Origin of the sequence: Thalassolituus sp. UBA675 (assembly GCF_002297765.1) — a bacterium.
In the GTDB taxonomy this organism is placed as follows: domain Bacteria; phylum Pseudomonadota; class Gammaproteobacteria; order Pseudomonadales; family Oceanobacteraceae; genus Thalassolituus.
In genome coordinates, this window is record NZ_DBNJ01000004.1 from 116,017 (window position 1) to 130,435 (window position 14,419).

Sequence of the window (14,419 nt, forward strand, 5' to 3'; positions counted from 1 at the left end):
CTTATGAAAAAGCCTGATTTTAAAACCTCACTAACCTTGCTGGCTGCAGTCGTTCTGACCGCGTGTGGCGGCAACGGTTCAGATTCAGAAGGCCGACTGGGAAGTAACGACTCCGCCATTACCGATCCGGTGGGTTCAGACCAGACCGACGGAGCCGTAGGTAACGGTGATGACAACGGCGCACCTGGCACCGTCGACCCTGTGTGCTCAGGGGAGAGCCAGTTCGAGGTTACAGAATTCATTCCGGCCAATGCTGCTGAAAATGTTTCTATAGCAACGAGTGTCCGGGTGACCTTTAACACGGATCTGGATGAAGACTCTGTTGATGCAACGTCTGCTTTCCTCTCAGGTGGTACCGCAGGCTCAATTGATGCCAGCCTGTCTGTGAATGGCAATGCGCTGCTCATCAATCCTGTCAGCGGCCTGGAAGAGGACACTCTTTACACTGTTAATATCGGCGCGGGTATTTCGGCTGCCTGCAGCGAAAATATCGCGATAGGGACAGATGCATCCTCTGACTTCACTACCGGTGGGCAGGAAGATGAGGATACAACGGCCCCTGAAATATTGGTTTCAACACCAGATTTAATGGGATTATTACCTGTCGATATTACTCTGGTTATTGATTTCTCAGAGCCGCTCGACAGTAGCACCGTAAACTTCGACAGCATTTATGTTATCCCTGTCGACAGTGAAGGTTCGCCAATTCCAGGTAGCGGCAAAATTGAAGGTGATTTCTCATTCGATGGGAGCCGGGTGCTATTTACCCCGAGTGAACCGCTGAATGGTGAAAGCTTTTACCTGTTGGAAATTAATACCAATATTGAAGACCTCAGTGGTAATCCACTCGCAGCAGTCAGCACAAATATCTTCCGTACAGAGAGCCTGACTGCAGTCATTGAAGGAATACTCGGTGGTGGATCTGGCGACAATCCATTAGGTGACCTGCAAGCTGCACTCGAAGATCTTGCCGGAAACCTTCTTACTATTGTTGAAAATGGTACAGAAGAGCCCGGTGATGAGGGCGGCAATGAAGGGGGAGACAGCGGTGTGCCAACCGATCCTCAGGCTCTGTTCGAGCTGCCATTAACCCTGGCTGCATTGATTGCTGCAGGCTCAGAGGAACTGCTCGCCCTGACTGGTCTGTCTGAAGAAGATCTTGGCGACCTCGACAACTTTGCGGACCTCCTCGACTCGTCGATATTGGCGCAGCTACAGGATCTGCTTACCCAGTTTGCAGATGACCCTCAGAATTTCGATCTGCTCGAAGCCTTTAATTCGGGTGACTACGACCTCGTTATTCTGGAGATCTTCCCACTGTTAGTAGATGGCGAACTGACCCCGGAAAGACTGACTGAGTTCAGCTCAGTACTGATCGCTGTTTGTGATCCAAAGGGCAACGCTACAGGTACAGAAGCCGCATGTACTCTGTCAGTAAACATAGGCTTCGGTAGCTTCAGCGAAGGCGTTCAGCAAGCTTTTGCCGACGCACTGGCTAACGGCGACCCAGCGGCGCTGGCTCAGTCCTTCCTGACGGTTGGTGAGCTTGTCTTCAGCGAAGGTGGACTGGTCGATATTCAGGTTCTGGATGACAGTGGCCTGCCTCTGCCAGAAGCACTCGAAGAGCCGCTCGTTGACCTGCTGAATCAAATCGGTCAGCTACCTGTTCTGGGTTCACTGACCAATCAGGAGGATATTACCCGGTTAGTTGATGTTGAAATTCTCAAGACGTCACTGGCTACGGTTGAAGCAGGTAAATTGCTCACTCTGACTGTGATCTCAGAGGATTTGCTGAAAGCTGGCGCACTGACCGATCCGAATCTCGATCTCGGATTATTACAGGTGGGCGGTGAACTTATTGATGCACTTTCAGACACAGGTCTTGAGCCATTATTTGACGGCTTATGCAGTATTCGTCTGTTGTGCACAGACTGAATTGGGCTAAGCCCAGCACCTCGGGGCCAGGGAAGCCCCACTCCACACTCGGGGGCTTCGGCCCCCTTTTTTATGTGCTTTCGTTTTGTACGCTTTAGTTTTGTTTACTCGAGCAGACCAGGCACCATCCCCTCGTGTATTTGGCAGTGAACTACTAAACTAACGGCCTGACCATCCGTATCGAGGTTTGTATGGCCCTTAGCATGACAGCGTTCTCCAGAAGCACTATAGACACAGATTCTGGCCGGATCACCTGGGAAATCCGCTCAGTAAACAGTCGCTATCTGGAACTTCATTTTCGTCTGCCTGATGAGTTTCGCGATATGGAGCCAGCTCTTCGCGAGTGCATTAAGTCCAGATTAAACCGCGGTAAAGTTGAAGTATTCCTGCGCTTTCAGCCATCCCAGAAACAGCAGAACTTACAGGTTAATCAGGACCTCGTTGCTTCACTGAATGATGCAGCGGATAAAGTTCATGAAGTGATCGGCCCGGGAAATGCGCTGGATGCGCTGAAAATTCTGCAATGGCCGGGGGTATTAGAAAGCACAACAACCGATCTCAAAGCGCTTCAGAAAAGCGCGTTAGGTTCATTCAACGAATGTCTCGAGTCGTTAATTATTGCACGTAAGCGTGAAGGTGCTTCCCTCAAAGAACTGATACAGCAACGCTGTGACGAAGCACGTAATCTTTCTGAGCAAGCGGATAAAATAATACCAGAAGCCCTTGCCGCTCAGCGCACTCATCTGTTAAACAAACTCAATGAGTTGATCGAAAATCCGGATACCGAACGCCTCGAGCAGGAAATGGTATTGCTCGCGCAAAAAGCCGATATTGCAGAAGAAACCGATCGGCTGCGCACCCATATCGATGAAGTACTGGATATTCTGCAACGTGAAGAGCCCATTGGCCGACGTCTGGATTTTATGATGCAGGAGTTAAACCGTGAGGCGAATACGCTTTCATCTAAGGCAATGCGCACCGAACTGACAAGCATTGCCGTTGACCTTAAAGTACTGATCGAGCAGATGCGTGAACAGGTTCAGAATATTGAGTAATTACTGTCGGGTTTTAACTGCTTTTTACGATTTATCCCAAGGCGGCACACCCGAAAAGTAATCACTCAGGGAATCGATAAATGCCCGCACTTTACTGGATAACAAAGTGCGGTGTGCATACACAGCGTACAGGGCAATGGGCTCCGGTGCTTCTTGTTTGAGTATTTCCACCAGGCGTCCATCAGCCAGTGCAGCCCCTGAGATAAAAGTCGGCTGCATCACAATGCCCGCACCCGCAATTGCGGCATTATTCAGAACTTCGCCGTTATTGCAGCTGAACTGATTGCCACGTTGAATCCCAGCCTGGCGCAACTGCTCATCTTCCATGTAGCTGTAATGAAGAAAACGATGCTGGGGCAACTCTGCTACCGATGTCGGCTCGCCATATTTTTTCAGATACTCAGGTGATGCGCAGTACGCCAGACGGATCTCTGTGAGCTTTCGGGCCACCAGCGAGGAGTCTTTCAGTTGCCCGATGCGCAAGGCGACATCGAAGCCTTCGTCGATGATGTCCACCTTGCGGTCGTTTAACTGAAGATCGATACCCACTTCCGGGTTCTCCCGTTGGAACAACACCAGCGGCTCGGCAAGATGCAGGCTCGCGAACGACACGGGGGCTGCAATTCTCAGCAGGCCCCGTGCCTGAGCCTGAAGGTCACCAGCCTGACTCTCCATATCGTCAATGTCCGACAGAATCTGCTGGGCCTGCTGGACGTAGCGTTCTCCCGCCTCGGTCAGGTGAATGCGCCGCGTGGTGCGGTTAAGAAGCCGCACGCCAAGGTGCTCCTCCAATTGCGCAACGTATTTACTGACCAGCTGCGGCGACATCGCCAGACGCTCCGCGGCCCGGGTAAAGCTACCCTCATGCACCACGCTGACCAGCGTGCGCATCGCCTCTATTCGATCCATATGCGATCCCGACCTCTCCGACACAGATAAAGCAGGCCAACGATTATCAACGAAACATTGATAATGAGACAACAAAAACCCCATTAATCAACATGGAAGCGAGCAGTAAAGTACACACATCACTTAAGCAGAACTCCATAGGGGGGCATACTATGAACATTCAGAAAATCTTCGAATCCAATGCCGGCTTCGCTCCTTTTATCCTGCGTATCCCGGTTGGCCTTATTCTGGCAGCGCACGGCTCACAAAAGCTGTTCGGTTGGTTTGGTGGCTACGGACTGGAAGGCACCGGTCAGTGGATGGCCAGTATTGGTCTTGAACCTGGCGTACTCATGGCACTCCTTGCCGGTAGCGCAGAGTTCTTCGGCGGCCTCGCTCTGGTACTGGGTGTACTGACACGCCCTGCGGCACTGCTGACCACTTTTACTATGCTGATTGCCATCTTCAGCGTGCATATCAGTAACGGACTCTTTATGGCAAACAACGGTTACGAATATGCTCTGACACTCTTCGTCATCAGTATTGCTCTGGTGGTTCAGGGTGCGGGCAGCCTGTCAGTTGACCAGCTGATTTCTGAAAAGCTGCGCCAACAGAAAACTCAGGCCTCGTTCGCCTGAACAAAATTAAAGGCCAGCTTAATCCCGATCTGAGAAAAGAGGTGTTATGAGTACTGTAAATACCATTTTTATTTCCCACGGCGGCGGCCCTCTGCCCGTTCTTGGTGACCCCGGCCATGCGGAAATGGTAAGCAATTTAAAACAGCTGGCGAGAGAGCTACCTCGGCCAAAAGCGATCCTGGTAATCAGTGCGCACTGGGAAGCCAGTCGCCCTACGGTGACCTCAGCCAGTCAGCCGGGCATGATGTATGACTATGGTGGTTTTCCGGATGAAGCTTACCAACTTCAATACCCGTCTCCGGGGGAACCTGCTCTGGCAGAAAAGGTAGTTTCTGCCCTGCAAAATGCTGGTATTCATGCGGAAAGCAGCCCGGACCGCCCTTACGACCACGGCCTGTATATTCCGCTGATGCTGATGTATCCGGAGGCCGATATTCCAGCCATACAATTATCACTGGTGAAAGGTCTCGACCCGGATGAACACCTGCGTATCGGTGAAGCATTGCAAGGGCTGGATTACGATGATCTGCTCATCATAGGTTCCGGCTTTTCTTTCCATAATATGCGCGCCTTTTTTATACCCGAGAGCAACGATATGCACGCTGCAAATGCGGCATTTCAGGGATGGCTGGAAGAAACCTGCATGAGCACAACGCTGACAGAAGACGACAGGCGGCAACGCCTTCAGCATTGGGCTGAGGCACCGAGTGCCCGCTATTGCCATCCACGCGAAGAGCATTTGCTGCCCCTGCATGTCTGCTACGGCATTGCCGGTCGCCCTGCTGACGAGCATATTGCGACTAAGATTCTCGGCAAGGCTTCCGGCATGTACGCATGGACAGCCTGAGGTATACTGTCAGGCCAAACACTTAAACGACTGGATCAGCATGGCTAAATCATTTACCGGAACCCTGTTTATCTTCTCCGCCCCTTCGGGCGCAGGTAAAACCAGCCTGGTAAAGGCCCTGCTCGACAGTACGGGATATATAGGCGTCTCTGTGTCGCACACTACTCGCGCTCCACGTCCGGGAGAGGTCGATGGCAAAGACTATCACTTCGTCAGTAAAGAAGATTTTCAGCAACTGATCGGTGAGAGCGCCTTCCTTGAGCACGCTCAGGTATTCGACAACTACTACGGTACGTCTCAGCGCTGGGTCGAGTCAGAGCTTGAAGCGGGCCGTGACGTCATTCTGGAGATTGACTGGCAGGGTGCCGAGCAGGTGCGCCGTCTGATGCCAGAGGCGATCTCAGTGTTTATTGCCCCGCCCTCGATTGAGGCACTGGAGCAACGTCTGCAGAATCGTGGCCAGGACAGCGACGAGACCATTCAGCGCCGTATGCGCGATGCCCGCAGCGAGATGAGCCATTACGGCGAATATGACTATCTGATCATCAATGATGATTTCAACAACACCCTTGAGGAACTGCGCGCCATCATCATCGCGCGCCGTCACCGCCTCGAGGCACAGCAGGCCAGACATGCCCAGACTCTCAAAGATCTGCTGGGTAATGACTGAGATTTTTGTCTGACCTCTTCCTTTATCGCTGGAATCGAATACAATAGAAGGTTCCACTGAATTTAATTCGCTTACAGGAAAAACCATGGCTCGCGTAACCGTTGAAGATTGCCTGACAAACGTTGATAACCGCTTTGAACTCGTCATGCTGGCTGCCAAGCGCGCCCGCCAGATGCAAGTTGATGGCGCGGAACCTATGGTTGCCGAAGAAAACGACAAGCCTACTGTACTGGCTCTGCGTGAAATTGCTGACGACCTCGTGACTCCTGCAACTATGGCAGCACAGGAAGAAGCGGCTCGTGCAAACGCTGAGTTTGAAGCACAGACCCGTCATCAGGAATTCTGATAGACCTTTCTTACAGAGCATATAGTGCCTACGATTGATGCGTTATCTGAGCGACTTACCCAGTATCTGAGCCATAGTCAGATCAAACAGGTATGTCGTGCCTACTTTTACGCGGAACAGGCACATGAAGGGCAACGCCGCCGCAGCGGCGAGCCCTACATTGTTCATCCTCTGGCAGTCGCCAATATTCTTACTGAGATGCACCTCGACCATCAGAGTCTGATGGCTGCGATGCTGCACGACGTTATTGAAGATACCGGCGTACCCAAAGCGGCGCTCGCTGCTCAGTTCGGGGACGTGGTCACGGACCTTGTGGATGGTGTGTCTAAACTCACGCACATTCACTTCGAAAGCAAAGAAGAACAACAGGCTGAAAACTTCCAGAAGATGGCGATGGCGATGGCCAAAGACATCCGCGTTATTCTGGTTAAACTCGCCGACCGACTGCACAACCTTCGGACACTGGGATCTCTCAAGCCTGAGAAGCGCCGCCGCATTGCCCGCGAAACACTCGATATCTACTCCCCAATCGCCAACCGCCTTGGTCTGAACAGTGTACGGGTTGAGATGGAAGAGCTGTGTTTCGAAGCCATTTACCCCATGCGTTCAGAGATGATCCGCAAAGCGGTGAAGGCCGCTCGCGGTCATCGCGTTGAGGTGGTAGAGAATATTACCGCCAGCATTCGTAACCGTCTCAGCGAGTGTGGTGTGTCTGCGCGAGTGTTTGGCCGCGAGAAGCATCTGTACAGCATCTACAGCAAGATGCGCGACCAGCGGAAATCACTCAGCGACATCATGGATGTCTACGGATTCCGCATCGTCACCGACTCAGTCGACGACTGTTATCGTATTCTTGGTGCCATGCACGGTCTTTATAAGCCTGTGCCAGGGCGGTTTAAAGATTACATCGCCATTCCGAAGACCAACGGTTATCAGTCTCTGCATACCACACTGATCGGTCAGAACGGCGTGCCCATCGAGATCCAGATCCGCACCGAAGATATGGAAGCCATGGCGAACCATGGTATTGCGGCGCACTGGCTCTATAAGAGCGAAAGCGACCAGACCAGCGGCACACAGCGTGCACGCCAGTGGGTTCAGAGCCTTCTCGAACTGCAAAAAAATGCAGGTTCGCCAATCGAATTTGTTGAACACGTTAAAGTCGACCTCTTCCCCGAAGAGATTTATGTGTTCACGCCGAAAGGCAAAATTATGGAATTGCCCGCAGGCTCTACCGCGGTCGATTTTGCTTATGCAGTACATACCGATGTCGGAAATCACTGTATTGCCTGTCGTATCGACAAGCAGCTGGCACCTTTGAGTGCCCGCCTGCAGAACGGCCAGACCATTCAGGTGGTCACAGCGCCGAACGCGCAGCCCAATCCGGCATGGCTCAATTTTGTTGTCACCGGTAAAGCCCGCTCTAATATCCGCAACTACCTGAAAACTCAGCGCCGTTCTGAATCTGTTGAGCTTGGTAAGCGCCTGCTCAATAAAGCGCTCAGCGCGCTGGGTAAGACCATGGAAGATATCGACGCGGCGCATGTCGAACTGGTTCTGAAAGAGACTGAAAAAGAGACCCTCGAAGACCTCTTTGAAGATATCGGTGCAGGCAACCGCATGGCACCACTGATGGCTCGCCGCTTGCTCGTTGCCAATCGTGATACCGATATTGATCTGAATTCGATTCAGGATAACTCCCGCCTGGCAATTAAAGGCACCGAAGGTCTGGTCGTCAGCTTCGCAAAATGCTGCAGCCCTATTCCGGGCGATCCGATTCTGGGGCATGTCAGCTCCGGGCGCGGGCTGGTTATTCATACCGAAAACTGCCGCAACGTCGAAGAATACCGCGACAACCCGGAAAAGTGCGTATTCCTGAGCTGGGATAAAGAGATCAGCAGCGAATTTACGGTAGATCTTAAAGTCTATATGGAAAACCGCCGGGGTATCATTGTCGATGTTGCCGCGGCAGTAAACCAGGCAGAAGCCAACATTGAGAAAATCAGTGTTGAAGAGCAGGACGCCCGCCTCAGCGTTACTTACCTGTCGCTGAGTGTTCAGGGCCGTAAACACCTCGCACGTACGATACGCCGCCTCAGAACGATCCGCGGCGTGTCGAAAATCGTCCGTATTAAATATCCTAAAGCTAATCAGTAACCCAACTCTAACCTGTACAAAGGATTACCATGAGTCGCGAAATTATTTCTACCGACAAAGCACCTCAAGCCATCGGTACATACTCTCAGGCCGTTAAAGTAGGCAGCACGGTCTATCTGTCTGGTCAGATTGCTCTGGTTCCAGAAACCATGGAAATCGTGGAGGGCGGTATTGAAGCTCAGATTCACCAGGTGTTTAAAAACCTGAGCGCGGTTTGCGAAGCGGCCGGCGGCTCACTACAGCAGATCGCCAAGCTGAATATTTTTCTCACTGACCTGAGCAACTTCGCCACCGTTAATGCCATCATGGCTGAATACTTTGAGCAGCCTTACCCTGCACGTGCAGCCATTGGCGTGAAAGAATTACCCAAAGCAGTTGGCGTAGAAATGGACGGTGTACTGGAAATCGTTTAAACCATTTTCAGTCACGATACAGCTCCAATAAAAAAGCCCCGCTCCATAAAGAGCGGGGCTTTTTATTGCCTGCCTTTTACTGCCTGATCAGCCTGCCGCAAACAATCTGCAGCAGACTAATCAAGTGATACAGGATCACATATTAAGCTGTGATCTTGCATCAACCGGGAAGGTCACTGTGTTGCCCTTCTTCACACCCAGGCCAGAGTCCAGGGCATTCTGAATGGCTTGAGCAACCTCGTCGCTGACCGACTTGATAACCCGGATCACAGTGCCGTTCTTGATGCTCGATGGACTTTCAATCTCTGGGTTCTGCTCCATAATTGAGTTCCATGCGTAACCGGTTCCGAGGAAGCGTTCAGAAAGTTTCCACAACGAGTCACCCGCCTTGAAGACATAATTCTGAACCACACCCAGAACTTCGCCAGTATCTGAATATGCAACACGGATTTCCTCATCGGTGTTAATACCAGAGCCTGACGCCTGAGCATCTTCGTCTTCTTCCTCATCACCGACTTGATAGCCTTCCGGCGAACCCGAGGCCGTTGGCTCGTACGATGCCAGCAATGACGCCAGCAACTCAGTATCCAACGTCGAAGGTACGTCGCTGCTCGCGTAGTAGCCGCTTGAGCCAGCAACAGCATTCGCATCAGCAATAAATGGAGACAGTGCTTCAAATACCGCAGGATTCAGCTGCGAGAAGTCACCAACGCTATCAACGATAACCAGCGCAGGCGACTGTGAGCTGATCAGAGAGTCGGTTTCTGTACCTTCAGTGTTGTAGACCAATGGCGCGCCGTTCGGGAAGAACGGACTAACGAACGTAATCGCTTCGAGGTCGAGCCTGAGCGCAACTTCGAACGTCAACTGGTTGTTAGTCTCACCGATACTCGCCCATTCACCGGCACCCGCTACGCCCGACTCACCCGTACCAATGTATGCATTGAGTGCCGACACGTCCGTGGTGTTAACAGTCTCGGACGTCAAGGCACCTGTGCCTGCGACCAGGCTATCAAGAACCAGGGTCCCTCCTTCGATAGCGATATTGCGAATCACAAGGTCGCCATTCTGAATCATGGTGACATCAATGGATTGGCCATTAAGCGTCTCAATAGAGATCAGGTTAATGTCAGTCCGCAGTTCAATATCACCGTAGCTCAGAATCAATAATTCATCGGCAGTGACAGAACCTGTGATCGCAATTGGGTCACCCTCTGCCTGAGCAGCAGTCCCTGAACCATAAGTAGACAGCAACTCTACATTCTCGGAGCCATCAAAGTTCAGAGTCATGGTGTTATCACCAAAGGAAACACTCTCACCGTTGAAATCAGCCTGCATCGACGTCGCGAGATCAAGATCACCCGCATTATTGAACAGAGATTCAAACTGGCTGAAGGTAAACTTACCCACTTGGTTAATACCGTTGCCAACCGCATTAATCACCCAACGCACACCGTCAATTTCATTGATCAGGGTGTCGTCACCGTCGGAGCCCAATAGTGTCAGCGGTCCATCGAACAGAATGTCGTTAGCCGCAACCTGCTCATCACTGCGGATCGTAAAGGTATCATCGCCGGTGGAACCCTGAATCTGATCATCGGTATTCGCCGAAACCTGACTCACTGAGGTGAACAGAATTTCTTTAGTGCTTACAGAAGCAGACTCGTCTCCCAGCGTGAAAATCTCAGTCTGAGCAGCAACATCATTCAAGGTACCGCCAGACAGATCGGCGGATTCAATCGCATCGAAACGGATAGACTGTGCCACCAGGGCATTATCGGTAACCGTCAGCTCCGCCGAGGTCGCAGCGGATGTGGTGATACTGTCGGTGCCCGTGCCGCCATCTACATTCGCGACGTCACTGAACAGGATGCCGTTACTGAAGAACTGATTCTCCCCAACTAACGCAAACTCATCGTTGGCCGCGGTGCCATTCAGTGCTCCCGATGACAAGCCCGCGGCTTCAAGGTTGCTGAAGACGATGTCAGATGCGATCAAGCCAAGCTCGGTGCCATTCAGGGCAACCACAGCATCATTGGCAGCGACCAGAGAGTCATTACCGTCACCAGCATCAATGGTTGCTACCGAAGTAATAGTCATATCATTCACTTCAACCTGACCCGACGTTGCACCGGTGTTGAAGGTCTCTGCTGCATCAGTAGCCGTAAGAGCACCATTAGCAAGATCGACAGAGTCCACATTCGTGAATGCGATGCCCTGAGTTTCTAATGCGTTATCGCTCGCGGTACCTGCGTCGCTCACCAAAGTAGCCCCGTCGGTATTCACCTGATCATCTCCCCCCAGAGCATCGACAGCTGCAAGGTCGGTAAAATCAATACCGGCGGAGGTCAGAGCATTGCTACCCGTCACATCAAAGGTATCGGCCCCTGTGGTTCCAGTCAGAGCATTACCTTGCAGGTCAGCCATTTCGACAGACGTAAACTCATAGCTCGCTGTATCCAGTGCATTATCTGCACCGGTTAACGTTGAGTTGGCATCATTAACCGTCAAAGCATCATCACCGGTCCCCGCACTAATTGCAGAGTCAGCGTTAGTGACATTGATGTCGTTAGCAGTCAGGGCAGTGCCTGTCACTTCGAAGCTATCCGCCGCATCACTGCCTATCAGCGTGCCGTTCGCCAGATCGAGGTTCTCTACCGAAGTAAATGCGATCTGTTGAGTCGTCAGGGCGTTATCAACCGCGGTACCTGCTTCACTCGTCAGAGTCGCACCATTGGTGTTGACCTGGTCATCGCCATTTTCCGCATTAACCGAGGCAACATTAGTGAAGTCGATATCTGCTGACGTCAATGCGTTAGCGCCAGTCACGTCGAAGGTATCGGCACCAGCGGTACCCGTCAGCGCATTGCTTTGCAGGTCTGCAACTTCAATCGAGGTGAACTCATAGTTTGCCGTGTTCAGTGCATTGTCTGCACCCGTCAACGTTGAGTTGGCATCATTAATCGTCACTGCATCATCGCCAGTACCAGCATCGATTGCTGTGGCTGCATTGGTCACGCTGATAGCATTTGCCGTCAGAGTAGTAGCCGCTACCTCGAAGCTATCCGCTTCTGAGCTACCCGTGAGCGTTCCGCCATTCAGATCTGCATTTTCTGTCTCACGGAAGGTGATACCCAGAGTTTCGAGTGCATAATCCACCGCATTTCCAAACTCTGCAAACAGAGACGCATCGGCACCATCGGTATTCACCTGGTCAGCACCGTCATCTGCATTTACGACTTCAACATTACTGAAGTCGATTCCTGCAGACGTCAGCGCATTCGTACCTGTCACATCAAAGGTGTCGGCATTCGCTGTACCGGTCAGAGCGTTATCAGCTAGGTCTGCAACTTCAACCGATGAGAACTCGTAATTCGCAGTCTCGAGCTCGTTGTCCGTGCCTGTGAGTGTTGAGTTACCATCATTCACGATCAGAACATCATCGCCGTCGCCGGCATTAATGGCAGACGCTGCATTGGTCACCGTCATTGCATTCGCAGTCAGAGTTACACCTGTCACTTCGAAGCTGTCGGCCGCATCACTACCGGTAAGAGCACCGTTGGCCAGGTCGAGATTCTCTACCGAGGTAAAGGCGATCTGTTGAGTCGTCAGGGCATTATCAACGGCCACAGTTCCCGCACCATCGGTCTGGCTGACCAGAGTCGCTGCATTGGTATTCACCTGGTCATCACCATTGCCGGCATCGACTGAGGCAACGTTAGTGAAGTCGATATCCGCCGAGGTCAGAGCATTAGGAGCTGAGACATCAAATGTATCGACACCTGCAGTACCCGTCAGAGCATTACCGGCGAGGTCAGCCGTTTCAACCGAAGTGAACTGGTAGTTCGCTGTGTCGAGCTCGTTATCAGTACCCGTCAGTGTCGAATTAGCATCGTTAACAGTCAGGACATCAGTACCGTCGCCTGCATTAATAGCAGATGCTGCACTGGTCACAGTGATGGCATTAGCCGTCAGAGCAGATCCGGTTACTTCGAAGCTATCGGCTGCATCACTGCCTGTCAGCGTACCGCTCGTCAAATCCAGATTTTCTACCGAAGTAAATGCAATCTGCTGAGTCGTCAGGGCGTTATCAACAGCCACGCCTGTATCACTGACCAGAGTCGCACCGTTGGTATTAACCTGGTCATCACCGTCGTTGGCATCTACTGACGCAACGTTGGTGAAATCGATATCCGCAGATGTCAGAGCGTTAGCGCCCGTCACGTCGAAGGTATCGACACCAGCGGTACCCGTCAGGGCATTGCTTTGCAGGTCTGCAACTTCAATCGATGTGAACTCATAGTTCGCTGTGTTCAGTGCATTGTCCGCACCCGTCAACGTTGAGTTGGCATCATTAACCGTCATTGCATCATCGCCAGTACCAGCATCGATTGCTGTGGCTGCATTGGTCACGCTGATAGCATTAGCCGTCAGAGCAGAACCGGTTACTTCGAAGCTGTCTGCTTCAGAGCTACCCGCAAGTGTGCCGCCATTCAAATCTGCATTTTCTGTTTCACGGAAAGTGATGCCCAGAGTTTCGAGCGCGTAATCAACGGCATCACCCAGCTCGGCGAACAAAGACGCGTCAGCACCATCGGTATTTACCTGGTCAGCACCGTCATCTGCGTTGACGACTTCAACGTTACTGAAGTTAATTCCTGCAGAGGTCAGCGCGTTAGTACCCGTGACGTCAAAGGTGTCTGCATTCGCCGTACCGGTCAGTGCATTATCAGCCAGGTCTACCGTTTCAACCGACGAGAACGCGTAGTTGGCGGTATCGAGCTCATTGTCCGAGCCAGTTAATGTTGAGTTGGTATCGTTAACAGTGATTGCGTCATCACCGTTACCTGCGTCAATTGCTGAAGCTGCATTGGCTACAGTGATTGCATTGGCTGTCAAAGCAGAACCGGTTACTGCGAAGGTGTCAGCTGCATTACTACCAACCAGTGCACCGTTCGCCAGATCCATATTTTCTACCGCAGTAAATGCAATCTGCTGAGTCATCAGGGCGTTATCAACAGCCACGCCTGTGTCACTGACAAGAGTCGCCCCATTCGTATTAACCTTGTCATCACCATTGCCGGCATCGACAGAGGCAACATTACTGAAATCAATATCCGCTGAAGTAAGAGCATTAGCCCCAGTCACATCAAACGTATCGACACCAGAAGTACCCGTCAGAGCCTTAGAGGTGAGGTCTGCACTTTCAATCGAGGTGAACTGATAAACGGCTGTGTCCAGCGCGTTGTCAGTGCCAGTAAGTGCTGAACTGGCATCATTAACAGTGACTTCGTCATCACCGCTACCTGCATTAATGCCAGACGCTGCACTGGTTACAGTGATTGCATTGGCTGTCAAAGCAGAACCGGTGACTGCGAAGGTGTCAGCTGCATCACTACCAACCAGCGCACCGCTCGCCAGATCGAGATTTTCTACTGCAGTAAACGCAATCTGCTGAGTCATCAGGGCG

10 protein-coding genes are annotated in these 14,419 nt (G+C 51.9%); 8 read left to right on the forward strand and 2 right to left on the reverse strand.

The annotated features are described in order from the left end of the window. Positions 1–3: 3 nt before the first annotated feature. Both B3007_RS02140 and B3007_RS02145 read left to right on the forward strand, forming a co-directional pair. The gene (locus B3007_RS02140; protein WP_301376686.1) at positions 4–1,935 is read left to right on the forward strand and encodes an Ig-like domain-containing protein; all 1,932 of its coding nucleotides are present in this window, start codon (positions 4–6) and stop codon (positions 1,933–1,935) included. A gap of 203 nt (positions 1,936–2,138) precedes the next feature. Further along, complete coding sequence (locus B3007_RS02145; RefSeq protein WP_301391275.1) at positions 2,139–2,990, forward strand: YicC/YloC family endoribonuclease; 852 nt, start codon at positions 2,139–2,141, stop codon at positions 2,988–2,990. Between the two features lie 24 nt (positions 2,991–3,014). Here B3007_RS02145 and B3007_RS02150 read toward each other — a convergent pair whose 3' ends face one another. Beyond that, positions 3,015–3,899 (reverse strand): LysR family transcriptional regulator, encoded by an 885-nt coding sequence (locus B3007_RS02150; RefSeq protein WP_301376688.1) that lies wholly within the window; start codon positions 3,897–3,899, stop codon positions 3,015–3,017. Between the two features lie 152 nt (positions 3,900–4,051). On the opposite strand from B3007_RS02150, the gene B3007_RS02155 reads away from it, so the two are divergent. The 6 genes from B3007_RS02155 (at position 4,052) to B3007_RS02180 (ending at position 8,949) form a co-directional block, all read left to right on the forward strand. Beyond that, positions 4,052–4,516 (forward strand): DoxX family protein, encoded by a 465-nt coding sequence (locus B3007_RS02155; RefSeq protein ID WP_068439749.1) that lies wholly within the window; start codon positions 4,052–4,054, stop codon positions 4,514–4,516. Positions 4,517–4,562: 46 nt separating this feature from the next. Then, positions 4,563–5,363 (forward strand): DODA-type extradiol aromatic ring-opening family dioxygenase, encoded by an 801-nt coding sequence (locus tag B3007_RS02160; RefSeq protein WP_068436679.1) that lies wholly within the window; start codon positions 4,563–4,565, stop codon positions 5,361–5,363. A 40-nt stretch (positions 5,364–5,403) separates the two neighbouring features. After that, the gene (gmk, locus tag B3007_RS02165) at positions 5,404–6,033 is read left to right on the forward strand and encodes a guanylate kinase (protein WP_068436678.1); all 630 of its coding nucleotides are present in this window, start codon (positions 5,404–5,406) and stop codon (positions 6,031–6,033) included. Between the two features lie 85 nt (positions 6,034–6,118). Further along, positions 6,119–6,379 (forward strand): DNA-directed RNA polymerase subunit omega, encoded by a 261-nt coding sequence (gene rpoZ, locus B3007_RS02170; protein WP_068436292.1) that lies wholly within the window; start codon positions 6,119–6,121, stop codon positions 6,377–6,379. 24 nt (positions 6,380–6,403) lie between these two features. Beyond that, positions 6,404–8,536: a bifunctional GTP diphosphokinase/guanosine-3',5'-bis pyrophosphate 3'-pyrophosphohydrolase gene (gene spoT / locus B3007_RS02175; protein ID WP_068436675.1), complete on the forward strand. Its 2,133-nt coding sequence runs from the start codon at positions 6,404–6,406 to the stop codon at positions 8,534–8,536. A gap of 29 nt (positions 8,537–8,565) precedes the next feature. Continuing rightward, positions 8,566–8,949 (forward strand): RidA family protein, encoded by a 384-nt coding sequence (locus B3007_RS02180; RefSeq protein WP_068436673.1) that lies wholly within the window; start codon positions 8,566–8,568, stop codon positions 8,947–8,949. A 135-nt stretch (positions 8,950–9,084) separates the two neighbouring features. On the opposite strand, the gene B3007_RS02185 is transcribed toward B3007_RS02180, so the two are convergent. Beyond that, a partial coding sequence (locus B3007_RS02185) for a LysM peptidoglycan-binding domain-containing protein (protein ID WP_301390850.1) occupies positions 9,085–14,419 on the reverse strand: 5,335 nt, incomplete at its 5' end.

Bases quoted from the DNA above. Each gene is read 5' to 3' on its own strand.
- B3007_RS02140 (WP_301376686.1), top strand. From the start codon at position 4: ATGAAAAAGCCTGATTTTAAAACCTCACTAACCTTGCTGGCTGCAGTC.
- B3007_RS02145 (WP_301391275.1), top strand. From the start codon at position 2,139: ATGACAGCGTTCTCCAGAAGCACTATAGACACAGATTCTGGCCGGATC.
- B3007_RS02150 (WP_301376688.1), bottom strand. From the start codon at position 3,899: ATGGATCGAATAGAGGCGATGCGCACGCTGGTCAGCGTGGTGCATGAG.
- B3007_RS02155 (WP_068439749.1), top strand. From the start codon at position 4,052: ATGAACATTCAGAAAATCTTCGAATCCAATGCCGGCTTCGCTCCTTTT.
- B3007_RS02160 (WP_068436679.1), top strand. From the start codon at position 4,563: ATGAGTACTGTAAATACCATTTTTATTTCCCACGGCGGCGGCCCTCTG.
- gmk (WP_068436678.1), top strand. From the start codon at position 5,404: ATGGCTAAATCATTTACCGGAACCCTGTTTATCTTCTCCGCCCCTTCG.
- rpoZ (WP_068436292.1), top strand. From the start codon at position 6,119: ATGGCTCGCGTAACCGTTGAAGATTGCCTGACAAACGTTGATAACCGC.
- B3007_RS02180 (WP_068436673.1), top strand. From the start codon at position 8,566: ATGAGTCGCGAAATTATTTCTACCGACAAAGCACCTCAAGCCATCGGT.